Below are 24,142 nucleotides of genomic sequence, written 5' to 3' on the forward strand. Positions count from 1 at the left end.
GTGCAGGGTTTAGAACAAGCCTTGTTGTTTCCTTGTACAATACAGGGAGCGTTTTATAAATCTGTCCTTTGTTCTTCCTTCAAAATGGTATAAAGATTTTTTGCCTCTTCCTTCTTTACTGTTTCATTTATAGATTCGATTTTTATTGTCACTACCTTATGTCCAAATTGAATGGACAGCTCGTCGCCAACCTTCACATTGGAGCTCGCTTTTGCTGGATGCCCGTTGATTGTCACTCTTCCTTGATCTGCCACTTCCTTGGCAAGCGTGCGTCTTTTCACCAGCCTCGATACTTTTAAAAATTTATCTAATCTCATGTCCGATCCCCCTCTTTCATTTTAGCCTCTTCCCAATATTGATCCATTTCTGCCAAAGACATACTTTTTAAATTTTTCCCAGCATCACGGGCCTTTTGTTCTATAAACCGAAATCTCCGCGAAAACTTTTCGTTTGTCATGACTAATGCTTCTTCAGGCTCAATTTCGTAAAATCTTCCAACATTAATAAGAGCAAACAGAATATCGCCGAACTCTTCTTTTGCTTTTTCCGTTCCGCCATCTCCATTATCGATTTCCTTTTTAAACTCCTGCAGTTCTTCTGACACCTTCTCCCAAGCATCCAGTACATCAGGCCAATCGAAACCGACTTTCGCCGCCTTTCTTTGATATTGATAAGCTTTTGACAGAGCTGGGAGCGCCTTTGAAACAGAATCTAAAAGTGATTCGCTCTCATTCCTGTTTTCAGATTTTTTTGCCTCCTCCCAGCTCTTTACAGCTTCTTCTGCATTTTGTGCCTCGACATTGCCAAAAACATGGGGATGGCGGCGGATCATTTTATCTGTTAACATGCGAATCACATCATCAATGGTAAAAAATCCTTCGTCATCTCCAATTTGGGCATGAAGCACCACCTGAAGCAAAACGTCTCCGAGCTCTTCAATCATATGATCAATATCATTTTCATCAATAGCTTCAATCAGCTCGTAGCATTCTTCAATTAAGTACCGCTTTAATGATTGATGGGTTTGCTTTCGATCCCACGGACAGCCGTTTGGCCCGCGAAGTGTTCGAATGACGTTTCGCAACGCTGAAAAGCGATGATACAGCAATTGTTCATCCTTGACCGGCGGGATGTATAACGATGTTAAATTGCTCAGTTCTACACATCTATCCATTTCATATAATCGAACTTTTTTAATGTCCTCGTATTTGCTCCCTGCAGCCGTTACGAGGTAAACTTCATAATCGAACGGCAAGTCTTCCATTAACGTCAATTTCACATCCGATGCAATCATCTTGTCATAAACCTGGCAAATAATCAAATGCTGCCGAAAGGAAAGCTCTTCCCGTTTCATATCCTGCGCATCAATGAATTGCAAGCCTTCGACAGGATCGATGCGCAGAGCTTGAAACATTGCATCCAAAAACGATTGTCCGCCCTGTATCGACACATTTACTTTTCCTTGCTCCATTTCCTTCAGCAAAAGCTGAACGGTTTTTTCTGCAACAAGCGGATGTCCAGGTACCGCATATACGATATGCTGATATTTTTCTGCTTCCTCCAATAGTTTTTTTGCAATTTCCGCATAAACATCTTCAAATTGATCAAACATTTCATAAACGGAATCGAAAGACTGAAACGAGCCAATTTCGTCTTTAATTTCACTTAAAACAGGATGATCCTCTGTTCTTACAAATAGCGGCAGACTGGAGGTCAAAATTTTAAAAACCCCTAGCGGCAGCTGATCGACATCCCCCGCGCCCAGGCCAACAATCGTAATTTGCTTATCCATTTTCCTTCCTCTCTTTCCATGCACTGATCAAACAAACCAGTTTATTTTTAAAAGGCAAGCTCTCTATTTCCTTCCCTGTAAAAATGGTTGATTGGATGATGAAAAACAGGTACACAACCGCTCCGAAAACGACAGCTGTCAATGATTGAATGGAAGCGCTCATACGCGTTTCGTCTGATATAAAAAAATCAAACAGAAAAAAGTAAAGCTTGATCGATAAAAACATGACAACAGCAGAGCCAATCATTTTCCATACAACCTTGAAAGAAGCTAACTTATATTTTTTCCGATTTAAAACCACTAGATTCAACAAGCACACGACCCCATATCCGCATACAGTCGCCAATGCCGCCCCGTATGTATGGAAAAACGGAATGAAGCATTCATTGAGTAAGATTTTCACAGCTACTCCGGCTAAAACAGATAAAGCCGGCCAGACGGTTTCATTGACTCCTTGCAAAATGCCGGCAGACGTTATCGCAACCGAGCTAAATAAAATCGAAATGCTGAACACCGATAATACGCCCGCCCCTTTTGTATCGGCAAACAGCATGAAATCAACTTGCTCGATGATGGAAATTAAACCTGCCGTAGCCCCGATGGCGACAATCAAACAAATTTTAAAAGATAAGGCGACATGCTGCTGAATATATTGAAATGCTTTATGCCGGAACGATGAAATAAGCGGAACAAGAGACAATGCGAGAGATGTAGCTGCAACCGTGCCTACCTGCAATAGCGGTTGTCCCCGATCATATATGCCTTTTGCTATTTTCGCTGCTTCAGGATCTGCACCGCTGTTGACCATCAGTTTATACAGCTGAAATGAATCTGCCAATTGCATAAAAATCATCAGCATGCTCGTCAAACAAAAGGTCACAGTATAAATCAGCAATTTGGTTAAGATCTTTTTCACAGATACAGCCGTTTCTTTCGATGAGCGGGAAAGCAGTAACGGCACTCTTTTTTTCCAATATACAAGCAAAAGCATAAACGCCCCGATATACCCAATGAGGGAGCTAAAAATGGCGCCGGCAGCTGTTTCATAAAGATCGAATCCTTTATAAACGAAAAAGCAAGTGATCGATAAAAAAGCACCGACCCGTATAGCTTGTTCAACGATTTGCGACAAAGATACCGGCAGCATTTCATGGCAGCTTTGAAAAACGCCTCTTAGCATTGAAATAAATGGAAAAAACAGAAACGAACATGCAGCCGCTTTTAATAAAAGCGCCAGTTTCGGATCACCCATCCAACGGGCAAGCTTGTCAGCTCCTAAAAACAAGCTCGTGAACGAAAACAGACTGATCAAAGCAAAAAAAGAAAAACAGACGACCAATATTTTCCGGAAATTTTTAAAATTGCTGCCATCGCTATACTCATTCAGCAGCTTTGACAGAATAACCGGAAATCCCGTTGTCGATAAAACCATGACAATTGCTAAAAACGGATATATTTGCTGATAAATATAAAAACCGATATCCCCTACAATATTTTGATAAGGAACTCGGTAGATAGCACTTAATCCTTTCGTAATGATTCCAGCAGCCGTCAATAAAACCGCACCTTGCAAAATTTTGTTCGTTCTTGCTTGAGGCACATTTTGAATCACACGTTTACTCCTTCCAAAATTCATGTTTCATCTTTTTCCAGCATATTATAACATAATCTCGTTCACATTCGGCTGAAAGAGAATCTTTAGAAAAAGAGTGCTCGGCTAAACTTCACGGCTTTTAAGTTCAAATTCCGGCATAAGTTCCGTAAATAAAAAAAATCCTAACACATACCCCATTTAACCTTCGTGGTTATCGCAATACTAGAGACACCTTACCTGAAAGGTTTATTTTCTGCTCCTTGCCACGCTCAATAAAATTTAACAGCGATGAAATGCCTGCTATCCTGTTGACTATTGTGAAGGGAATTGGCTGTCCGCCCTTCGAAGTGATGAGCTTTCTTGGCAAATTCATCGGCAGGATTTTAGAAAAATTCCCCAAAATAAGAAGGTGAATTAGAGGAACAAAAGGTTTTAGTCTGTTCCTAAAGAGGAAAAACAAAACTTCAACAAACCGTGTCGAAATATCATATAGATGAACTTTGAAAATGATGGAAATAAATCCATCCAACACAATCATGTTTTACGTTGTAGCTTTCCATCCGAAAGATGTTTTAAACAGGTAGCGCCGTCGTTCGTTAAATACGTGAAGAGTGGAAATAAAGAAGAGACCACAGAAATTGTTGTGAATTCTGTGGTCTCTTTTATTAACGTGGTGTTGGAGACAGTCTGCTTGTGGAAGAAGTAAAAAAGTAATTATTCCCTTTATTGTTCCATTTGTCTTGCCAAAAAACTAGCGGCTGTCTCAACTGCCTTACTTTCTACTTCTGTTAAAGGCTGCTCTTTCGAAAATATGACAACAGCCCCGATAGGATCACCGTTTGCAATGATCGGTCCAATGCAATAAGATTTTACTTGTTCTGTTACACCATCAGCGATTTCAATTTCTTCTTCTTCTGAAATGAAAACCGATTGCCGTTCATCCATCACCCGTTCCAGCAGCTCGCTTATATTTTTATTCAAATACTCTTTTTTCGAAACTCCGGAAACAGCAATAATAGCATCACGATCACATATGAGAACGGGGCTGTTTAAGCTATCGAATAACGCTTCAGCATATTCTTTCGCAAAATCACTCAATTCACTGATTGGGGAGTATTTTTTCAGTATTACTTCACCATCTCGGTCAACGAAAATTTCTAATGGGTCGCCTTCACGGATACGCAATGTTCTTCGAATTTCTTTAGGAATGACTACACGGCCTAAATCATCAATCCGTCGAACGATACCAGTTGCTTTCATCTTATGCTGCCTCACTTTCATCTAAAGATTAGTAAAGTAGCGATTGCCCTTTTTCCATTTTTGGAACAATCACCATCGTTGAAATTAGTATCCTTCACTAACCACGTAATATACATGATGAAAGCGAATTTTTTCCAAACACGGCTTAAAAACCCATTGCCAGCATTTCCATTTTAACCCTGTTTCAATATTAGCCGGCAGAAACTTCTTCTTTCTTTGCGTCTTTTAAGCCTGCCAACAGCTTCATTAAAATAGACAGCCATTTTTCAGTTTCTAAATTATGAATTTGCAATGTTAATTTCAGCCTTTTCCCTTCCATGCCAAACCCGACTATGCGACCGAATTCATCCGTTAGCTCGAACAATTTTTGTCCGTCAAAGGAGCTGCTTGCTTCCTCTGAAATAAGAATCGTGATAAGATCTTTCGTTTGTTTAATGACTTCGACTTTTTCTTGCCGTGCATATAACTTTAGCTTCGCTACTTTAAACAAAAAGTCTACTTCCTTTGGATACTCGCCAAATCTGTCCAATAATTCTTCATGCAGTTCCTGTAAATCATCAAACGTTTCGATGCCTCTAAACCTTTTGTACATGTCAATCTTTTGTTTTCCATCATCAATGTAAGACTGCGGAATGTAGGCATCTAATTCAAGCTCAATTTCAACTTCCCTTTTTGTCTCTTTTGGCCGTTCACCTTTCCGTTGTTCGATCGCTTCCTTCAGCATTTGGGAATATAAATCAAAACCTACCGAATCAATGAAGCCATGCTGTTGAGGACCTAACAAATTACCGGCTCCCCGAATGGCCAAATCACGCATCGCAATTTTAAAACCTGAACCTAATTCAGTAAATTCTTTAATGGCCTGCAATCGTTTTTCAGCAACTTCTGATAAAACTTTGTCCTTCCGGTAAGTAAAATATGCGTAAGCGACACGATTGGAACGACCGACACGCCCGCGCAATTGATAGAGCTGAGAAAGCCCCATTTTATCGGCGTCATAAACAATCAATGTATTTACATTCGGAATGTCCACACCTGTTTCAATAATAGTTGTGCTAACAAGCACGTCATATTGGCCATCCAAAAAGTTTAATATTACCGATTCAAGCTCATTTTCAGACATTTTTCCATGCGCAAAGGTTACTCTTGCATCTGGAACAAGCATAGAGATTTCATTGGCTTTCCGGTCGATATCCTCAACCCGGTTATATAAAACGTATACTTGACCTCCTCGCGCTAATTCACGTTCGATCGCCTCTTTCACAAGCATTGGGTTATATTCCGCTACATATGTTTGAACAGGAAAGCGATTTTCTGGAGGAGTTTCAATGATTGATAGATCACGCACGCCGATCATGGACATGTGGAGTGTTCTTGGAATCGGAGTTGCCGTCAAAGTTAACACATCAATGTTTGCTTTCATTTGTTTTATTTTTTCTTTATGTGTAACTCCAAATCGCTGCTCCTCATCAATAATCAACAAGCCTAAATCTTTAAATTGAACATCTTTGGAAAGCAAACGATGTGTTCCAATGACTAAATCGATCGTTCCATTTTTCAAGCCTTTAATCGTTTCATTCTGCTCTTTTCTCGTCCGGAAGCGGCTTAATACACCAATGTTAATTGGGTAATCTTGAAAACGATCCCTGATCGTTTCGTAATGCTGCTGCGCTAAAATGGTTGTCGGAACAAGAAAGGCAACTTGTTTTTGATCCATAATCGCTTTGAAGGCAGCCCGAATCGCCACCTCGGTTTTCCCATATCCGACATCTCCGCAAAGAAGTCGATCCATCGGCCGCTCCCGTTCCATATCCTTTTTCACCTCTTGAATGGAACGAAGCTGATCTTCTGTTTCTTTATAAGGGAATGTTGCTTCAAACTCCCTTTGCATTTCCGAATCAGGGCTGAACGCATAGCCTTTGCTTGCTTCCCGCTCAGCATACAGTTTAATTAAATCGTCAGCAATATCTTGAACAGACGATTCCACTTTTTTCTTGACTCTTTTCCATTCGTTTCCGCCTAATTTGTAAATTTTCGGCTCTTTTCCTTCTGTGCCCACATATTTTTGAACTTGATCAATTTGTTCAACTGGAACATACAGTTTGTCATTTCCTTGGTAACGAATGTGCAGGTAGTCTTTGTGTATACCGTTAATTTCTAAAGTTTCAATTCCAAGATATTTTCCGATCCCATGATTAACATGTACGACATAATCTCCCACTTCAAGCTCAGAATAGCTTTTAATTCTTTCTGCATTTGAAAGCTTCTGCCTTTGCTGTCTTCGTTTTACCCTCTTTTTGAAAAGTTCTTCTTCCGTTATGACCGCAAGTCGTCCTAAAGGAAGTTCAAAGCCTGTCTGTAAATCTCCTTTTAAAATGTGCAGCCCCTTTGACAGAATGTGGTTTGAATCAGAAATGACTGCTTCAATCTCATAGTCTCCAAGCACCCGTTCAAGTCTTTTGGCCCGTTCATCATTTGCACCGAGAAAAACTACGGTGTAATTTGCCTTGATCCAGCGATCAACTTCTGATTTCAACAAGTGCATTTGTCCATGGAAATTTTGCATCTGCTTGCAAGACACGTTCATCAAATTTTGCGGGTTTGTATAGGGGACGTGCCGCAAAAACAGTGATAAATAAACAATTGGATAAGATGTGTCACGTATAAGCTGGTAGTATTTATGGGACACTTTCGCATCATGGACAATTTTCCCTTGTTCCAGTAAAGAAGTAAACCATTCTCCTTCTTCATTCTCAAGATGATCAACCATTTCATGCACACGGCTTACTTCATCAATGACAATAACTGTATCCGCAGGGAAATAATCTAGCAAACTAGCAGGTTTGTCATAAAAGAATGAAAAATATTTAAAGAACTCCTGATCCTTCTGCCTATTTTGCAATTTTTCCAGATCATAGCGGATATTTTCTATAAATAAATTTTTGTGCTCATCTTTTTTCAATTTCTTTAAGCTGTTTGATAAAGCCGTTTCTAACTGCTTCATTCCTTTTTCATAATGGCTGTCCGTTAAAATGATTTCCTCTGCCGGTCCGATTGTCACTTCTTGAATCATTTCAATCGATCTTTGGTCTTCAAGACTGAACGTTCGGATTGAATCTACTTCCGTATCAAATAGTTCGATGCGAATAGGATGTTCCTCCGTTAAAGGATAAATATCAATAATTCCACCGCGCACGCTGAATTCCCCAGGAGCAGACACCATGGAAACACGTTCATATCCCATTGAGTGAAGATGCGGAAGCTTCTCGTTTAATTCAAATGTTCCTCCAACAGAAATAGAAAGCTGATGGCTTTTCCATAACTCTTTCGGTGGGAGCATTCGTCTTAATGCAGCAACGGGGGCTACAACGATGCTTTTTTCACCTTTACATAAACGATTCAACACTTCCATCCTTTGTGCTTTTAGCTCTGGACTTGCGACTGCGATCTCAGATGCGATCAATTCATTTACAGGATACAAATAGACGGAATCGCCTAGTAAATTATTTAAATCTTCATAAATGATCTGAGCTTGATAAAGGTTATGAGTCACAACCAGCATCGGTTGTTTGATATCTTTGTAAAAAGCGGAAATAAATACAGACCTTGCTGAGCCAGAAAGTCCGGCTACCATTTGCTCTTTCAAACCTTCTTTTATACCGTCTACAACTGCTTGAAAGTCGTTTTGCGCATAAAAAAATTGATACAGGCTTTCCAATCTCCAGCCTCCTCTCGACAAATATAAAAATGCTTTGGAAATTTTGAAATCAAGTTTCCAAAGCTTTTACTGTATAAAATTTTCATATTGATGAAAATCGGGATTTCGCTCTAGCGCCTCCTGACAATCTTCACAAATACTTTTGACATGAATATCACCGTTTGGAAGATACTCGATCATTTCTTTCCGCTCTTCGTTCGTTAAATGATGAAATCCTAAATCGACGCTAAAAACAGATTTTTCAATGCTACCAATTTTGACGCCGCAATGGCGGCAATAATAATGAAGCGGCATCCTCCAACCTCCTGCACTTGTGGAATGAAAGGTTTTATGATTATTATGAACGGCAGGAGCCATTTTTATACGTTTGTTAATTGTATTCGTTCATGACTTCTAAGAATGGCGTGTGTATCCATTTTTCACATGCACTAGCCGATCGATCAACGGAATGTTGAATATGGTGCATTTCTTCTTCTGTAAATTTTCCTAATACATAGTCGACGATATCCATCGCGTGTTTCGGACGGCCAATCCCAATTCGAATCCGTTTAAAATCTTCCGAACCTAAATGCTGAATGATAGATTTCATTCCGTTGTGACCACCAGCACTCCCTTTCATTCTAAGGCGAATCTTGCCTACAGGCAAATCTAAATCGTCATATATTACAACCAACTGTTCAGTTGGGACATTGTAATAATTCAGTAAAGGACGAATGCATTCACCCGATAAATTCATAAATGTAAGCGGTTTTATCAATAATATCTTTTCATTTGAAAAATGACCGATACCGTATATCCCGTTAAATTTGCTTTCATTTAAAGATATGTTTAAACGCTTTGATAATTCATCAATTACCATAAACCCAACGTTATGTCTAGTTTGTTCATATTTTTTTCCAGGATTGCCAAGCCCTGCTATTACTTTCATGAAATGTCCCCCAATTTTTTATGATAGTGAGATGACAATTAATAGCATAAAAGACGTAACCAAAATAGGTTACGCCTAATTTATTCTTCTACAGCTCCGTCTTCCTTCTCTTCACTTTTTTGCTCATCAGCCGTATCCAAGTCTTCATTTTCCGGCGGCAGGATGGTTGCCACAACCGTTTCAGGCTCATCTAAAATTTTAAACTGTCCATCTGTTTGAATATCTTGTACATGGATTGTATCATCTATTTCTAAGTTTGTTACATCGACTTCAATCGCCGAAGGAATATGAGCAGGTTTCGCTCTCACTTCCACCTCATGTGTTGTCTGCTGCAGCACACCGCCCTCTCTTACTCCTTTTGCTTCTCCAATTAAGACAATTGGTACTTCGATATCTACTTCATCATCCATATCGACAACATAAAAATCCGCATGTATAATCGTGTTTTTCATTGGGTCATGCTGCAGTTCGTACAGGAGGGCTTGATGGTTTTCGCCGTCAAGCTGAATGTTCAACATCGCATTGCGCCCTTGTTCGCGCAAAATTTTTAACAATTCCGATTCGCTCACTAAAATCGCTTTGTTCTCTTGTTTTTTTCCGTAAATTACGGCAGGAATTTGTCCTTGCTTTCTAGCTTTTCTTCTTGACGAATTGGTAAATGATTTTCTTTCTTTTGCATGTATGACTGCTGTCATGGTAATCCCCTTTCTTTCAGACTTTTTTTCTAACAACTCAATTCGAAAAAAGCCTTCTTACTACTATTGGTTTCCCATCATCACAAAGTCTAAACATGCTAATGAAAGAAATAATCAACTCACAACTCGCAAGGAAGATCCCTATAATATTATAATCTGCTAAAATCGTTTAAAAGTCAAAGACAAAATATTAGTCAAAAAGCACGCTGACCGATTGTTTTTCATGAACACGGATGATCGCTTCACTTAGCAATGGAGCGACAGAAAGCTGAATCAGCTTTTCAATTTTTTTCTCTTCCGGCAAAGCGATTGAATTCGTTACGACTAACTCTTTAATCTTCGAGTTTTGAATTCGTTCTATCGCAGGTCCAGACAACACCGGATGTGTACAGCAGGCATAAACTTCCCTTGCCCCATGCTCTACTAGAGCATTTGCCGCAAGCGTAATCGTTCCTGCTGTATCGATGATATCATCAATTAAAATGGCTGTTTTGCCTTCGACATTCCCAACAATGTTCATAACTTCAACCATATTTGGCTTAGGACGGCGCTTATCGATTATGGCAATTGGCGCCTTCAGCCGATCTGCCATTTTTCGTGTTCTCGTCACACCGCCATGATCAGGAGAAACAATGACAATATCATCAAAGCGTTTTTCCAAGAAATAATCTGCTAAAATCGGCACTCCCATTAAGTGATCGATAGGAATGTCAAAGAAACCTTGGATTTGCGGAGCATGCAAATCAAGAGTAATCATCCTTGTCGCGCCTGCAGTTTCCAATAAATTCGCAACAAGCTTAGCAGTAATAGGTTCTCTTGCACGTGCTTTCCGATCCTGCCGCGCATAACCATAGTATGGCATAACAATATTAATGGTTTTGGCAGATGCACGTTTAAGCGCATCAATCATAATGAGCAATTCCATTAAATGCTCATTGACTGGATCACTTGTCGATTGGATCACGTATACATCGCAGCCGCGAATGCTTTCTTCAATATTAATTTGAATCTCCCCGTCACTAAATCTCGTAACCGAACTTTTTCCCAAATCGACTCCTACTATATCCGCGATCTCCCTGGCAAGGGCTGCGTTTGAGTTTAAAGAAAAGATTTTTAAATTTTCGTCTTTATAACGATTTTTTGTCATTGTAAAGGGACCCTCCAAATTACGATTTTTTACCATTCATTTTTTCGATGACGTATCTCTCTTTATTCACTTGACGAGCCCTTGCGATCGATAATGCGCTGCCAGGGACGTCATCTGTAATAGTTGATCCGGCTGCTACATATGCTCCTTCGCCAATCGTAACCGGCGCAATAAGGTTTGAATTACATCCAATAAAGGCTCCGTCTTCGATTTTCGTTAAATATTTATTTTTCCCGTCATAGTTAACTGTTATCGAACCGCAGCCAAGATTCACCCCATTCCCAACTTCTGCATCTCCAATATAGCTTAAATGGGATGCTTTCGATTCTTTTCCAATTTTAGATTTCTTGACTTCGACAAAATTCCCAATTTTTACTCCATCGTCAATAACGGAGGCTGGGCGAATGTGTGCGAACGGACCGATGTTAACCTGATTTCCGATCTGACTGTCATGAACAACAGAATGACGGATGTTCGTATTATGGCCAATTTGGCAATCTTTAATTTCGGAGTTGGGACCGATTTCACATTCCTCTCCGATGACCGTTTTACCGATAATGACTGTACCCGGATAAATGACAGTATCTTGTCCGATCTCTGCATCTACTGATATATATGTATTATCAGGATCGACAATTGTAACTCCGTTTTTCATATGCTTTTGATTGATTCGCCTTTTCATAATAAGCTCCGCTTGCGAAAGCGCTATGCGGTCGTTTACCCCTAACGTTTCTTCAAAAGAATCTGTTTGAAACGCTGAAATGATTTCGCCTTTTTCCTTCAAAATCTCAATTACATCCGGCAAATAATATTCGCCTTGCGCATTGTCATTATTGACATGCTTTAAAGCTTCAAATAAGGAAGCGTTATCAAAGCAATAAGTTCCCGTATTAATTTCTGTCACAAGACGTTCACTTTCTGTAGCATCTTTATGCTCAACTATTTTTTCAACCAGCCCTTCTTCATTGCGGATCACTCGTCCATATCCAGTCGGATCATCCGCTTCTGCTGTCAGAATGGTGGCTTTTGCTTTCGTTTCCAGATGATGCTTTAACAATTTTTCAAACGTCTCGCTGGTGATCAGCGGCGTATCGCCACAAACAACAATTGTCGTTCCTTCTTTCCCCTCAAGATATTGAGCCGCCTGCAAAACAGCGTGAGCAGTTCCAAGCTGCTGCTCCTGCAAAACATACAATGTCTGTTCGCCGAGCTCTGATTTTACTTTTTCCGCACCATGACCGACGACGGTAATGATTTCGTCAACTTGAAGCTTGGAAACATTGTCTATCACATGCTGTACCATAGGTTTACCGCAAACAGGATGCAGCACTTTATAGAGCTTTGATTTCATTCTTGTTCCTTGCCCGGCTGCTAAGATGACTGCAAAACATTTCTCCATTTATAGGCCTCCAATACCCTTTTTATCCATAAAAATCTTATCTTAAATAATGTTCTATTTCAAGAAATCTTGTGTGATTCCGTAAATTTCCGTTTCACTCTATTTTTCTCGAAAAAGGTACAGAAATAGGATAGGAATTTTATTAAAAATCTACGAGGAAGCCCTAAATTTTATGCTTCTTCCCTCTTCTCTAAAGGCCGGTTTTGATACTTTGACGAAAAAACAAGAAGGAAAAGAACGCCTGATTGGAGGCCTTAACACAAAAAAAAATTCATTTCAGCAGAACAACATTGCCTAAAGTTTTTTTGATTCATTCGATTGCTTCCTTTCGATGAACCAGATTTTCTGACGGTGGCTGAACGTAGAAGGTTATACTTGGATGCATTGTTGTTCAACGAAGTTGATTTACGATTTACAGCTCTGCATTTCTTCGTTTTTTCAAATGCCGATGTATGAACATTAATTTTTGAAACAAATACCATTTCCTATACAACCATCAGACTTGATGATCAATAGCTGCATAACAATTGAGTATGTAAGAAAAACAAAGGAGGCCATCTATTCTTTTGCAAACGTTTACTAAATCGTATTAGTGAACAGATCCTTTAAAAAAGAAAGGGTCTTAAGCTGAATGCTTTAAGCCCCTTCTTTTACATCATATTTTTATGAAGCCCCTGCTTCTTCATATTCAAAATCTTCCGTCTCACCTAAACGGTGATATTCAGCTAGAACAGCGTCTTGAATTTTACCGCGAGTATTTGAATTAATAGGATGTGCAATGTCTCGAAACTCTCCATCCGGTGTACGTTTACTAGGCATTGCTACAAAAAGGCCGTTATTTCCGTCAATTACACGTATATCGTGGACGACAAATTCATTATCCAATGTTATGGACGCAATCGCTCTCATCCGACCTTCTGTATTGACGCGGCGCAATCTTACATCTGTCACTTCCATCCTGTTCACCACCTTTTTCTTCGCAAAAACTTTAGTAACCATAATTCAACAATTCAACGGATTTTTAAATTTTCCTTCTTTTCACACAAAAAATTTTTGGGAAAAATAAAAAAATAAAAAAGGATCCGATTCGCAAAACGGATCCTGAACAATCAACCTTTTATTTAACTAAAGCAATCACTTCAATTTCAACGAGGACATCTTTCGGAAGTCTTGCAACTTCCACACATGACCGAGCAGGCTTATGCGTTTGAAAATATTCCCCATATACTTCATTAAAAGCAGCAAAATCGTTCATATCTTTTAAAAATGCGGTTACTTTGACAACAGTTTCCAACGAAGCGCCTGCTTCTTCCAATACACCCTTTAAATTCGCGAAAACTTGGTGAGTCTGTTCTTTAATATCTCCTTGTACCAAGTTTCCTTCAGGGGTTAAAGGAATTTGTCCAGAGCTATAAAACATGTTATTCACAATAATTCCTTGAGAGTATGGTCCGATTGCAGCCGGAGCCTTTTTTGTTGAAACGACTTTCATTTTGAAACACTCCCTTACGATTCATTATTTTTATGCTAGAGGAAATCGAAATAATTTCCTTTACTAACTTGTATGGATCGTTCCTTTTCATTCATATCGGAAAGTTTTAAAATGGAAATATATTCATTTACAAGCCGTTCATCCACGCTTTCTGATTCCACAAGAACCCCAATTCCTGAAACATTTGCGCCAAATTCAGACAGCATGCTGATCATGCCGTTGATCGTTCCTCCGGCCTTCATAAAGTCGTCAACAATTAACACATTCGATCCTTCTTTTAAGCTCCTCTTTGCAAGCGTCATAGTTTGGATTCTTTTCGAAGAGCCTGAAACATAATTAATGCTTACCATCGGCCCTTCTGTCACTTTATTGTCACGGCGAACGATGACAAAGGGAACATCCAAATAGCTGGCAACTGCATAAGCAATTGGGATCCCTTTCGTAGCTACAGTCATGACGACATCAATTGTACGATTCGCAAAAACCGAAGCAAATAAACGCCCGATTTGATTCATCATTTTTGGATTTCCCAGTAAATCTGTTAAATATAAATAACCTCCAGGCAAAAGCCGGCTGGGGTCTGAGACTTTCTCGCACAGTCTTTGAATAATTCCATTTGCTTCGTCCCTCGTCACCTTCGGAATAAATTTGACACCGCCAGCTGCGCCTGGGGTTGTGATTAAAGTTCCGATCCCTTGTTGCTCAAAGGTTTGCTTTATGATCACTAAATCCTCGCTAATGGAGGATTTAGCTGATTCGTACCGTTCAGAGAAAAAAGTTAATGGGATGAGCGCATGTGGATGATGAAGCAAATAGTGTGTCATATCGACAAGTCTCCCACTGCGTCTAAATTTCATAGACGAACCTCCAAATCCCGAATGTTTTTAAAGTAAATATAACTTAATATTCGCATTTAATCAAGGGCTATCCGATCCCCAAGCATTCTGACTGCATACACTTGATCGCAAAATCCCCTCAAGCCGTTATAAACACGATGAAGCCTCGACTCGTGTTGAACAAGTCCATATACTGTCGGTCCGCTTCCGCTCATTAAAACAGCATCAGCTCCAAAACGTTTCATTTGTTCTTTAATCAAAGCAACTTCCGGATACATCTTCATTGTGACCGACTCAAGGACATTTCCAAGCTTCGCACAGATTTCTTGATAATTTTGATCCTTTATCGCTTTGACCATTCCACTAACATCAGGATGCTCAATGTCATTTATCTTCAAATGTCGGTAAATTTCAGCAGTGGACACACCGATATCAGGCTTCGCCAATACGACCCAGCAATGCGGAGGAGGATCAATCAGCTCAATTTTTTCGCCTCTTCCGGTCGCCACAGCTGTGCCTCCGTAAACACAAAAAGAAACATCTGAACCAATTTCTGCTCCAAGTTTCGCAAGATCATCAAGGGAAAGATCCAAATTCCATAGTTTATTTAATCCCCTTAACGTTGCTGCTGCATCACTGCTCCCTCCTGCAAGGCCCGCAGCAACAGGGATGCACTTTGAAATCGTGATTGCCACACCCTTTTGAATCCCGAAACGGTCCTTTAAAAGCTGTGCCGCTTGGTAAGCTAAATTCCGATCATCATCTGGCACAAATCGATTATGCGATATGATACGTATTTTATTTTCATCAAGAAGCTTCAGCTCGATTCGATCAGCTAGATCTATGGTCGTCATGACCATATTCACTTCATGGTATCCGTCAGATCTTTTATGTAAAACATCTAAAGATAAATTAATTTTTGCCGGAGCTTTTTCCAATACTCGCAAATACATTCACCTACTTTTTCGTTCTGACAAAATGTATTCACATTGTACCATAAATAGGGATATAATAGCATAATTCGACAAAATCCGTCCATTGAAAACATAAAAAAATGCCGGCCCAAACTATGAGCCGGCCACCCGAATGTCTGCTTTTAAAAAGTTTTGCCGTTTTGCTTAGCCAATTGCTCTTCTGCAATCTCGATCGCCCGTTTTACCATGTTTCCGGCATCACGAGCCCGAATGGCTCCCCATCCTTCATTTTTGACCGTTTCATAAAAGCCCAATTCCTTAGCCAATTCATACTTAAAGCTTTCTGACATAATGCCTCGGCGTCTAGCCATTCTTTGACTCCCCCTTAAATAAAAACAGACATTCCCGCGGATTTTATCCGCTTACTGTTAGTTTCAAGCGAAAAGCTTGATTTATGCTTTTAAAAAAATGCCAGAGAAAAAAATAAAAGCAGCAAACAAATTTCGTTTACTGCCCGCCCATTGCAACATTGTTGTTTTCATCTATAAAAGTAATTTGGACTGTTTCCGTTAACACATCTGCATAGCTGTATGAAACGCGTTCAAAAGCATTTTCTTCCTGGTCAAGTTCAATCACAAAAACCGATGGATACGTCTCGGCTAAAACGCCTGAACGTTCAATTGTTTTTCTACGTCCGCCATTCGCTTTTAATGTTAATCGACGGCCTAGATTAGAATCGAGAGCTTGTTTAATATCGGATAACGTTTTTGCCATTGGAACCACCTCACAAAGTTCATTATACACAGAATCGACTAATAAGTCAAATAAATTTTTTATTATAACAGCCTTTAAACATCTGTGTCAACGTTTTCTTTTCAACAAATTTCTCTAATACTTGTCATAGTTTTCCCGTTTTTGCAAAAATTATATGGATTTATCCAAAAAAAAAAGCAGTCCAAACGTTTATTCGTTTTGACCTGCTTCCTCAATATATCGGTTAAATGGTAAACCTGACCGCATGACGCCCTTTGTTTCAATGCCTCCTAATCCTTTTTCCCGCGACAAGGTGTTTCGAAGTACATCCCAAACATTAATTCGTTCAACAAAAGGAGTAAAGCTGATTTTAGAAACAATATACACAGGATCTAAAGCATGAATGTTCACTCTTGACGGTGAACTTGCAAAATTAGCCCCAGCTCTTATTAATGACTCAAAATGAGATTGGCATGCACCGGCAAAAATAATCAGCTGATCAAGCCCGGGAATTTTTTTCCGTGCCTTCCTGACCGTTTTAATAAAATCCTTCGAGTGTCGGTAAGCATTCAAATCCAATATTGTCCCTTTATGCTTCGAATAAGAATCATGTCCAGTAATGACAAGTATATCCGGCCGATATTTTTCTAAAAGCTCATCAATATGATCAGCCATTTCGTTTTCTTTTAAATGTATGCCGTGAACAGGAACACCAATTTTTTCGTATAAATTTAAACATTTTTCCAAATAATTGGGGTCGCCATCTACATGTAATACTCTGCCTGGAATATGAAAACATTCATTTTGATATTCAAATTCGGACGAAGCGTAAAATTCTTGTTTTTCACGAGATAGATCATAATCTTGCTTCAGGAGATAAAGCGTATTTTCTATTTTTTCCCTTTCTTGTTTTTCACGTATTTTTTGTTCTTCTTTATTCATGATGACTAAGTCGTCATACGGGGCATCAGCAATTAAACGGACGTCCTGTCCTGAAATAAGGGCAATCAGACGGCCAGTATGATCCTTTTTTATTTCTAAGATCCGAAAAAGCAAATCGCACTGATAAGACTTTCTGGCCACTATCATCCCCGGCTTTATTAGCATAATGTTCACTCCGAACGGGAATAGTTTTCTTTTCTTCTTTAACGTATGTCTTGCTTTTCAAAATGGTGATTTACCCTATTTAAATATTTCGTAAAGTCTGTCGCTCAATAAAGCAAATTCTTCAATGGTCAATGATTCCCCCCTGCGCTTTCCATCGATTCCTGCTGATGTCAAACATTCTTCAATTATGTTTTTATTCGCCTTCCCATTGGGTAAGTTGTTGAGTAAATTGTTCAATAACGTTTTTCTTCTTTGAGCAAAACTTGCTTTTACTACTTGAAAGAAAAATGCTTCATTTTTGACATGAATAAGCGGTTCTGGACGCAAATCGAGGCGAATGACAGACGAATCCACGTTTGGCTGAGGGATGAATACTGTCTTCGGCACCGACATAACCGTTTTCGCTTCAGTGTAATATTGGACGGCAATGGATAATGAGCCGTAATCTTTTGTTGACGGTTTGGCTGTCATTCGTTCTGCCACCTCTTTTTGAAGCATGACGACGATCGATTTTAGTGGCAAACGGTTTTCCAAAAGCTTCATAATGATCGGCGTGGTGATATAGTATGGCAAATTGGCGACTACCATGACTTCACGGCAATTGTTCAATTTTTTTTCAATGATTTCGTGGAGATTTGTCTTTAATACATCTTGATAAATGATTTCGATATTTGAATATGGAGCTAAATTTTCTTCAAGAATCGGAAGCAGTCTGCCATCGACTTCAAAGGCAACAACTTTCTTAGCATTTTTTGCTAATTGTTCTGTTAATGCGCCGATCCCTGGGCCTATTTCGATGACTCCTGTTTCTTCTGTTACACCTGCACGCTCAATCATTCGATGCAATATGTTCGGTTCCACAATAAAGTTTTGCCCTAGGCTTTTTTTAAAAGAAAAGCTGTATTTTTCAAGAATTTGTTTCGTTCGGCTTAACGTTGCTATTTCTTTTTCCATCTGCCTCTTCCTCCTTTAAGATCGCCTCAATTGCCTCCAAAAACGCTTCTTTCGTAATATGAAACATTGCCAAGCGTTTCATTAGCTGTTTTCCGTTAGCATAGCCGATTTTTAGCCGCTCTCCAAGCTTTTCCCTCCGCTTTTTTGCCGTTGGACCGCCAATTAAACCATAAAAAATCAAATCTAACATGGAAATGCTGCTTTTCCATTCGTTCATTTCCTCTCTCACCGAACGCAGCGCTTTCCGAATAGATTCTGCGCTGGCATGCTCAACGCCAATTCCTCTCCCGTTTTTTGCTCTGGCTTCATTGCGTGGCAAAAAGGCATGTTTGCATCCAGGAACATGTTCAGCTATTGTTTTGCGAATTTTTTCTCCCGGAGCGTCAGGATCCGTAAAAATAATAACTCCCCGCGTGTTTTGGGCAAGGCGTATTTGTTCAATAATCGATTGATTAATGGCAGAGCCGTTCGTTTCAATCGTATCGGCATCCACTGCTCTTTTTATTGCCAGCGTATCATCTTTACCTTCAACGATAATAATTTCTTTTATTTTTTTTTTCATTTTTTCCTCCAAAACTTGAAACCTTTTTGTAATATTTGTCGTCAAATTGTATAAAAGGCTACTGATTTCCAATTATAACGTAAAAAAACAGAGGGTCGAAACCCTCTGTCAAAACAGCACTCGATAAAATTAACGTAAAACCCTTATTTTGACCTTTTTTCGACCCCATTGATATGCTTGAGACTTATTTGGGAAAAATACGTCAATTTTATTTCCGAAAATTGCTGAACCAGTATCGGCGGCAACTGCATATCCGTATCCTTCAACATACACCTTTGATCCGAGCGGAATGACAGACGGATCAACTGCGATTACCTTTGCATTTGGATTTGAGCGCAAATTGTACCCCGTTGCTGTTGTGCCTGAACAGCCATTGCAGGATGCTGTATATGCAGTAGCCGTCACATAAAATTCTTTAGACTTGCTGCCAGTTCCTCTTGAAGCTAGTGCAGGCTGCGAAGAAGCTTTTGTCCCGACAACAACAATTTTATCTTTGCTTTCCTTCGTTGTTACAGTTTTTATAAGCTTACGGGAAATTTCTTTTCCATTTTCCAAAATGACTTCAAACTGTTTTTGGCGTGTTCCTTTTTCGCCTTCTTGAATCACTTTTTTCGTTCCTTCAGCTAAATTTTTATCTGTACGTTGAACGATTTTAAATACAATTGGTTCTTCCACTACATCGGTGACTTTTTCTACTCTGGTAATTTCTACATTTGTGTTTTTATTTAACACTGTTGTTAGCCCAGGCTTTACTTTATCCATTGGATTCAATTTTACGTTATGTTCCTTTAAAAAGTCAGCGACAGTAGTCGAAGTAGACCAAATCTGTTGGTTTTTCCCACCAATATTTAAAGTGATAAGATGCGCTTTATTCACCTTTAGTTCCATGTTTTTTTCAATTTTTGCATCTAATGCTGGTAGAACTTCATCTTTTTCGGTAATGGAAATTTTTTGCTGCCTTAAAACATCTTCTACCGTATCAGCAGTTGTGAAAATCTTCCTTCGCTCATTGTCTACAATCAGCTGGACAGGTTTGGCATATTTTATCACTATATTCATGTTGTCTTGAATGTCCCGATGTTTCGCATGAGAAATATAATCATTAGCTTGTAATTTTATATCTAATTCTTTCAAAAGATCACTGACTTGGTCTGCATGGGTCCTTACTTCCTCTGTTTTCCCATCAATAGTGACTCTAACAGTATCTTTTGTTCCTTCATAGCCCCCATACGTTGCTCCTGTGCCAATTAAACATACACCGACTGCAGAAAGGACATACTTTTTTCTCTTGGAAAGGTTGGATACCATATTTTTCATGTTTTCAATCACGAAAACGCCTCCTTCTCCTCCGTGAGATTATATAGAGTATTTTTAAACCTGTCAACCCTCCTGCACTTTTCTCGTTTTTTGTAACTATTATCTTGAAGTTTGAACAAAAAGTGAAGAAAGACTTCTCGACACGTTTATCCTATGAGGAAAAGAAGACGTGTAGAACTTTTTTGAATCATTCTTTTTTCAGACAAGCTTGTACAAGCTTCGACAGAAATCTTTATCATGAAATGCCGAATAATTTTTTTCCATTTCTGGTTGTAATTTTTGCTATTTCTTCAAAGGTGAGTCCTTTCAGCTCTGCAATTTTTTCTGCGATATATTTGACATAGCTTGGTTCATTCCGTTTGCCACGGAATGGATGAGGGGTTAAATAAGGACAATCGGTTTCAATTAATAATCGGTCCAATGGAATTTCCGCAGCTACTTCTTTTGGTTTTTTTGCATTTTTAAATGTAACAGGACCGCCGAACGAAATATAGAAATTCATGTCCATACATTGCTTGGCAACCTCTAAGCTTCCGGAAAAGCAATGCATGACTCCGCCTACTTCCTTCGCATTTTCCTCTTTTAATATTTGAACAATGTCTGCAGTTGCTTCTCTGTTATGAATAATGATCGGCAGCTGTACTTCCTTTGCTAATGCAATCTGCTTGCGAAACACTTCTTTTTGCACATCCTTAGGTGATTTATCCCAATGATAATCCAGGCCCATTTCACCTAGTGCGACAACTTTCGGATGGCTGGAAAGCTCTCTTAACCAATCTAAATCGTGATCCGTCATATCAATGGCATCAACCGGATGCCAGCCGACAGCTGCATATATAAAGTCATACCTTTCAGAAAGCTCTATAGCCTTTGGAATTGTTTCGCGGTCAAAGCCGACAACAACGATAGTTTCCACTTTTTCTTGAAGTGCCCGGTCAATTACTTCGTTTAAATCCTCCTCAAATTGCACCGCATTTAAATGTGCATGAGTATCAAACAGCATATTTTGACATCCTTTCCAATCATTTTTTCCCTTTTTCGATAAAAGGGAAAGAGGTGTTCCACGTGAAACACCCCAAAAAAACAATCTCCGACAAATTTATTTGATTTTCGTTCCATTCGGTAAATCTGAATCGACGGTAGCAAGCGACAAGGTTCCGTTTTCTTCCCCTGCCAAAATCATTCCTTGCGACAATTCTCCACGCAATTTTACCGGTTTTAAATTTATTGCACAAATAACTTTTTTGCCGATTAATTGTTCAGGCTGATAATATTTAGCAATTCCAGAAACAACTTGGCGTTTTTCAGATCCTAAATCCAACTGAAGTTTTAACAGCTTGTCTGCTTTTTCTACTCTCTCCGCTTGAATAACCTCCGCCACGCGTAAATCCACTTTCATAAAATCATCAATTGTAATTTCATTCTCATCATCTGCTGTTTCTTTTTTAGCCTCAGGTGCCGATCCTTTCATCTGCTCTTTTATATAGTTCACTTCCTGTTCGATATCTAAACGTGGAAACAGCGGCTCTCCTTTTTGCACCCGAACCTCTTCCAGCTGCCCAAACTTATGAATGGATTCCCAATTTTTCAAATGATCGTCCTCTACACCTATTTGCGCAAAAATTTTATCCGGTGTTTTTGTTAAAAATGGTTTTAATAAAACGGCTATATGTCGAAGCGACTCAGCCAAATGATACATGACGGATGCAAGCTGATTTCTTTTTGACTCGTCTTTTGCCAGTACCCAAGGCTCCGTCTCATCAATGTATTTATTTGTCCGGCCAATAAATTGCCATAGGGCTGTCAGCGCAACGGAAAACTCCATTTTATCCATGGCTTCTTCGTACTTTTTAACTGTTTCGGTTCTGAATGTGCGAAGAGCCTCATCGTAAGGCGTTTCATCCGCTTGTTCTTTTTTTACAATGCCGTCAAAATATTTATCGATCATGGCCACCGTTCGGTTTAGTAAGTTTCCTAAGTCATTAGCTAAATCATAGTTAATGCGCTCCACAAAGCCTTCAGGAGTAAATACTCCGTCCGCTCCAAACGGAACTTCACGCAGCAAATAATAGCGCAAAGCATCAAGCCCATAACGGTCAATCAATGTAACTGGATCCACAACATTTCCTTTTGATTTAGACATTTTTCCGTCCTTCATTAACAGCCATCCATGTCCAAACACTTTTTTAGGAAGAGGCAGATCAAGCGCCATGAGCATAATCGGCCAGTATATCGTGTGAAAGCGGACAATCTCTTTCCCTACTAAATGAACATCTGCAGGCCAATATTTTTTAAATTTTTCTTCATTCTCGGTTCCGTAGCCGAGCGCCGTAATATAGTTTGTCAATGCGTCAATCCAAACATAAATAACATGTTTTGGATTACCAGGAACTTTAATGCCCCAGTCAAAAGTCGTCCGGGATACCGCCAAATCTTCCAGCCCAGGCTTTATAAAGTTATTGATCATTTCGTTTTTTCTTGATTCCGGCTGAATAAACTCTGGATTTTCTTCATAAAATTGCAGAAGCCTGTCGACATATTTGCTCATTTTAAAGAAATAAGACTCTTCTTTTACCTTCTCAACAGGGCGGCCGCAATCAGGGCAATTTCCGTCCACTAGCTGTCTTTCTGTAAAAAACGATTCACAAGGCGTACAGTACCATCCTTCATACTCATCTAAATAAATATCTCCCTGCTTTACTAGACGGTCGAAAATTTTTTCTACTACCTTCTTATGTCGCTCTTCAGTCGTTCTTATAAAATCATCATAGGAAATATCTAATTTTTTCCATAATTCTTTAATCCCTGAAACAATATCATCAACATACTTTTTAGGAGATACTCCTTTTTCCTCCGCTTTTCGCTGGATTTTTTGCCCATGCTCGTCAGTTCCCGTTAAATACATGACATCATAACCGCGAAGGCGTTTATATCTCGACATGGCATCGCCGGCTACCGTTGTATACGCATGACCGATATGTAATTTATCGCTCGGATAGTAAATGGGCGTCGTTAAATAAAATGTTTTTTTTCTGTTTTCCACAATATTAATCCTCCTTTGCCACTACATTACAGAAAAGCTCTCGTCAGTTGGACGAGAGCGACAAAACCAAGCATTGATTACATATTCTATGATACCATCATAACCTGTTTTATCAAGAAAATATACATAATCTTTCATCATCTTATAAGATTTGAACAGTTATTTAAATTGAACAGTATTTCGAATCAAAAGGATTGACGTTTATTGGAAAAACTGTTATTCTATTAATTGACAATCGCAAATGTCGAATAATGGCGAAAAAGGGAGTATATAGGCGATAAATCTTTATTTTACAAATGGGAGGAGACAAATTTTATGAAATCTACTGGAATTGTTCGTAAAGTTGATGAGTTGGGACGCGTAGTTATTCCGATTGAATTGCGCAGAACATTAGGAATTGCTGAAAAAGATGCTTTAGAAATTTATGTGGATGACGACCGCATCATTTTGAAAAAATATAAGCCTAGCATGACTTGTCAAGTAACTGGAGAAGTTTCTGATGATAACTTCCAGCTTGCAGGCGGAAAAATTGTTCTTAGCCGCGAAGGTGCAGAGCAAATTTTAAAAGAAATCCAAACCATTTTGGAATCTTCTAAATAAAAAGTTAAAAGTCCCTACTATTCAGGGACTT

23 protein-coding genes are annotated in these 24,142 nt (G+C 39.2%); 1 reads left to right on the forward strand and 22 read right to left on the reverse strand.

All coding sequences use genetic code 11. The features are described 5' to 3' along the window. Nucleotides 1–53: 53 nt before the first annotated feature. The 22 genes from ACVIJU_RS01725 to metG form a co-directional block, all read right to left on the reverse strand. Nucleotides 54–317: an RNA-binding S4 domain-containing protein gene (locus ACVIJU_RS01725; RefSeq protein ID WP_063387573.1), complete on the reverse strand. Its 264-nt coding sequence runs from the start codon at nucleotides 315–317 to the stop codon at nucleotides 54–56. Continuing rightward, nucleotides 314–1,792: a bifunctional methyltransferase/pyrophosphohydrolase YabN gene (gene yabN, locus ACVIJU_RS01730; protein WP_063387574.1), complete on the reverse strand. Its 1,479-nt coding sequence runs from the start codon at nucleotides 1,790–1,792 to the stop codon at nucleotides 314–316. Before yabN ends, ACVIJU_RS01725 begins: the two co-directional genes overlap by 4 nt. After that, nucleotides 1,785–3,404: a putative polysaccharide biosynthesis protein gene (locus ACVIJU_RS01735; RefSeq protein ID WP_162877047.1), complete on the reverse strand. Its 1,620-nt coding sequence runs from the start codon at nucleotides 3,402–3,404 to the stop codon at nucleotides 1,785–1,787. The genes yabN and ACVIJU_RS01735 overlap by 8 nt, the downstream gene beginning before the upstream one ends. 705 nt (nucleotides 3,405–4,109) lie before the next feature. Then, nucleotides 4,110–4,646, reverse strand: a complete 537-nt coding sequence (spoVT, locus tag ACVIJU_RS01740; RefSeq protein ID WP_063387575.1) for a stage V sporulation protein T — start codon at nucleotides 4,644–4,646, stop codon at nucleotides 4,110–4,112. A 190-nt stretch (nucleotides 4,647–4,836) separates the two neighbouring features. Next, nucleotides 4,837–8,364 carry a transcription-repair coupling factor gene (gene mfd, locus ACVIJU_RS01745; RefSeq protein ID WP_063387576.1) on the reverse strand — a complete coding sequence of 1,176 codons (3,528 nt, stop codon included), beginning with the start codon at nucleotides 8,362–8,364 and terminating at the stop codon, nucleotides 4,837–4,839. Between the two features lie 66 nt (nucleotides 8,365–8,430). After that, a complete protein-coding gene (locus ACVIJU_RS01750) occupies nucleotides 8,431–8,658 on the reverse strand; it encodes an anti-sigma-F factor Fin family protein (protein ID WP_063387577.1) in 228 nt (75 codons plus the stop codon). A gap of 76 nt (nucleotides 8,659–8,734) precedes the next feature. Next, entirely contained in the window at nucleotides 8,735–9,292 is a 558-nt protein-coding gene (gene pth / locus ACVIJU_RS01755; protein ID WP_063387578.1) for an aminoacyl-tRNA hydrolase, read from the reverse strand. Between the two features lie 80 nt (nucleotides 9,293–9,372). Then, nucleotides 9,373–9,987, reverse strand: a complete 615-nt coding sequence (locus tag ACVIJU_RS01760) for a 50S ribosomal protein L25/general stress protein Ctc (protein WP_063387579.1) — start codon at nucleotides 9,985–9,987, stop codon at nucleotides 9,373–9,375. Between the two features lie 190 nt (nucleotides 9,988–10,177). Continuing rightward, a complete protein-coding gene (locus ACVIJU_RS01765) occupies nucleotides 10,178–11,134 on the reverse strand; it encodes a ribose-phosphate diphosphokinase (RefSeq protein ID WP_063387580.1) in 957 nt (318 codons plus the stop codon). Nucleotides 11,135–11,153: 19 nt separating this feature from the next. Continuing rightward, nucleotides 11,154–12,533: a bifunctional UDP-N-acetylglucosamine diphosphorylase/glucosamine-1-phosphate N-acetyltransferase GlmU gene (glmU, locus tag ACVIJU_RS01770; protein WP_063387581.1), complete on the reverse strand. Its 1,380-nt coding sequence runs from the start codon at nucleotides 12,531–12,533 to the stop codon at nucleotides 11,154–11,156. A 663-nt stretch (nucleotides 12,534–13,196) separates the two neighbouring features. Beyond that, entirely contained in the window at nucleotides 13,197–13,490 is a 294-nt protein-coding gene (spoVG, locus tag ACVIJU_RS01775; RefSeq protein WP_063387582.1) for a septation regulator SpoVG, read from the reverse strand. Nucleotides 13,491–13,650: 160 nt separating this feature from the next. Next, nucleotides 13,651–14,025: a 2-iminobutanoate/2-iminopropanoate deaminase gene (gene ridA, locus ACVIJU_RS01780; protein WP_063387583.1), complete on the reverse strand. Its 375-nt coding sequence runs from the start codon at nucleotides 14,023–14,025 to the stop codon at nucleotides 13,651–13,653. A gap of 35 nt (nucleotides 14,026–14,060) precedes the next feature. After that, nucleotides 14,061–14,882, reverse strand: a complete 822-nt coding sequence (purR, locus tag ACVIJU_RS01785; protein ID WP_063387584.1) for a pur operon repressor — start codon at nucleotides 14,880–14,882, stop codon at nucleotides 14,061–14,063. A gap of 56 nt (nucleotides 14,883–14,938) precedes the next feature. Next, complete coding sequence (ispE, locus tag ACVIJU_RS01790; protein ID WP_063387585.1) at nucleotides 14,939–15,808, reverse strand: 4-(cytidine 5'-diphospho)-2-C-methyl-D-erythritol kinase; 870 nt, start codon at nucleotides 15,806–15,808, stop codon at nucleotides 14,939–14,941. 149 nt (nucleotides 15,809–15,957) lie between these two features. Then, nucleotides 15,958–16,146 (reverse strand): small, acid-soluble spore protein, alpha/beta type, encoded by a 189-nt coding sequence (locus tag ACVIJU_RS01795; RefSeq protein WP_063387586.1) that lies wholly within the window; start codon nucleotides 16,144–16,146, stop codon nucleotides 15,958–15,960. Between the two features lie 136 nt (nucleotides 16,147–16,282). Further along, the gene (gene veg / locus ACVIJU_RS01800) at nucleotides 16,283–16,549 is read right to left on the reverse strand and encodes a biofilm formation stimulator Veg (protein WP_063387587.1); all 267 of its coding nucleotides are present in this window, start codon (nucleotides 16,547–16,549) and stop codon (nucleotides 16,283–16,285) included. Nucleotides 16,550–16,738: 189 nt separating this feature from the next. Continuing rightward, nucleotides 16,739–17,635: a sporulation peptidase YabG gene (gene yabG / locus ACVIJU_RS01805; RefSeq protein ID WP_063387588.1), complete on the reverse strand. Its 897-nt coding sequence runs from the start codon at nucleotides 17,633–17,635 to the stop codon at nucleotides 16,739–16,741. Nucleotides 17,636–17,710: 75 nt separating this feature from the next. Further along, nucleotides 17,711–18,589, reverse strand: coding sequence for a 16S rRNA (adenine(1518)-N(6)/adenine(1519)-N(6))-dimethyltransferase RsmA (gene rsmA / locus ACVIJU_RS01810; protein WP_066247210.1), 879 nt, complete (start codon nucleotides 18,587–18,589; stop codon nucleotides 17,711–17,713). Next, nucleotides 18,543–19,151: a ribonuclease M5 gene (gene rnmV / locus ACVIJU_RS01815; RefSeq protein WP_186439261.1), complete on the reverse strand. Its 609-nt coding sequence runs from the start codon at nucleotides 19,149–19,151 to the stop codon at nucleotides 18,543–18,545. Before rnmV ends, rsmA begins: the two co-directional genes overlap by 47 nt. A gap of 129 nt (nucleotides 19,152–19,280) precedes the next feature. Then, nucleotides 19,281–20,468 carry a ubiquitin-like domain-containing protein gene (locus tag ACVIJU_RS01820; RefSeq protein WP_117017234.1) on the reverse strand — a complete coding sequence of 396 codons (1,188 nt, stop codon included), beginning with the start codon at nucleotides 20,466–20,468 and terminating at the stop codon, nucleotides 19,281–19,283. Between the two features lie 235 nt (nucleotides 20,469–20,703). Further along, nucleotides 20,704–21,471, reverse strand: a complete 768-nt coding sequence (locus tag ACVIJU_RS01825; RefSeq protein WP_063387590.1) for a TatD family hydrolase — start codon at nucleotides 21,469–21,471, stop codon at nucleotides 20,704–20,706. Nucleotides 21,472–21,567: 96 nt separating this feature from the next. Beyond that, nucleotides 21,568–23,511 (reverse strand): methionine--tRNA ligase, encoded by a 1,944-nt coding sequence (metG, locus tag ACVIJU_RS01830; RefSeq protein ID WP_094244833.1) that lies wholly within the window; start codon nucleotides 23,509–23,511, stop codon nucleotides 21,568–21,570. Nucleotides 23,512–23,826: 315 nt separating this feature from the next. Between metG and ACVIJU_RS01835 the strand changes: the two genes are divergently transcribed. Next, nucleotides 23,827–24,111, forward strand: a complete 285-nt coding sequence (locus ACVIJU_RS01835; RefSeq protein WP_063387592.1) for an AbrB/MazE/SpoVT family DNA-binding domain-containing protein — start codon at nucleotides 23,827–23,829, stop codon at nucleotides 24,109–24,111. Nucleotides 24,112–24,142: the final 31 nt, after the last annotated feature.

The sequence above is a fragment of the Aeribacillus sp. SP014 genome, from assembly GCF_054055575.1.

Bases quoted from the DNA above. Each gene is read 5' to 3' on its own strand.
- ACVIJU_RS01765 (WP_063387580.1), bottom strand. From the start codon at position 11,134: ATGACAAAAAATCGTTATAAAGACGAAAATTTAAAAATCTTTTCTTTA.
- ACVIJU_RS01725 (WP_063387573.1), bottom strand. From the start codon at position 317: ATGAGATTAGATAAATTTTTAAAAGTATCGAGGCTGGTGAAAAGACGC.
- pth (WP_063387578.1), bottom strand. From the start codon at position 9,292: ATGAAAGTAATAGCAGGGCTTGGCAATCCTGGAAAAAAATATGAACAA.
- rsmA (WP_066247210.1), bottom strand. From the start codon at position 18,589: ATGGAAAAAGAAATAGCAACGTTAAGCCGAACGAAACAAATTCTTGAA.
- yabG (WP_063387588.1), bottom strand. From the start codon at position 17,635: ATGCTAATAAAGCCGGGGATGATAGTGGCCAGAAAGTCTTATCAGTGC.
- ACVIJU_RS01795 (WP_063387586.1), bottom strand. From the start codon at position 16,146: ATGGCTAGACGCCGAGGCATTATGTCAGAAAGCTTTAAGTATGAATTG.
- ACVIJU_RS01820 (WP_117017234.1), bottom strand. From the start codon at position 20,468: ATGAAAAATATGGTATCCAACCTTTCCAAGAGAAAAAAGTATGTCCTT.
- glmU (WP_063387581.1), bottom strand. From the start codon at position 12,533: ATGGAGAAATGTTTTGCAGTCATCTTAGCAGCCGGGCAAGGAACAAGA.
- ridA (WP_063387583.1), bottom strand. From the start codon at position 14,025: ATGAAAGTCGTTTCAACAAAAAAGGCTCCGGCTGCAATCGGACCATAC.
- spoVT (WP_063387575.1), bottom strand. From the start codon at position 4,646: ATGAAAGCAACTGGTATCGTTCGACGGATTGATGATTTAGGCCGTGTA.
- ACVIJU_RS01750 (WP_063387577.1), bottom strand. From the start codon at position 8,658: ATGCCGCTTCATTATTATTGCCGCCATTGCGGCGTCAAAATTGGTAGC.
- ACVIJU_RS01835 (WP_063387592.1), top strand. From the start codon at position 23,827: ATGAAATCTACTGGAATTGTTCGTAAAGTTGATGAGTTGGGACGCGTA.
- ACVIJU_RS01760 (WP_063387579.1), bottom strand. From the start codon at position 9,987: ATGACAGCAGTCATACATGCAAAAGAAAGAAAATCATTTACCAATTCG.
- spoVG (WP_063387582.1), bottom strand. From the start codon at position 13,490: ATGGAAGTGACAGATGTAAGATTGCGCCGCGTCAATACAGAAGGTCGG.
- rnmV (WP_186439261.1), bottom strand. From the start codon at position 19,151: ATGAAAAAAAAAATAAAAGAAATTATTATCGTTGAAGGTAAAGATGAT.
- veg (WP_063387587.1), bottom strand. From the start codon at position 16,549: ATGGCAAAAACGTTATCCGATATTAAACAAGCTCTCGATTCTAATCTA.
- yabN (WP_063387574.1), bottom strand. From the start codon at position 1,792: ATGGATAAGCAAATTACGATTGTTGGCCTGGGCGCGGGGGATGTCGAT.
- ACVIJU_RS01825 (WP_063387590.1), bottom strand. From the start codon at position 21,471: ATGCTGTTTGATACTCATGCACATTTAAATGCGGTGCAATTTGAGGAG.
- purR (WP_063387584.1), bottom strand. From the start codon at position 14,882: ATGAAATTTAGACGCAGTGGGAGACTTGTCGATATGACACACTATTTG.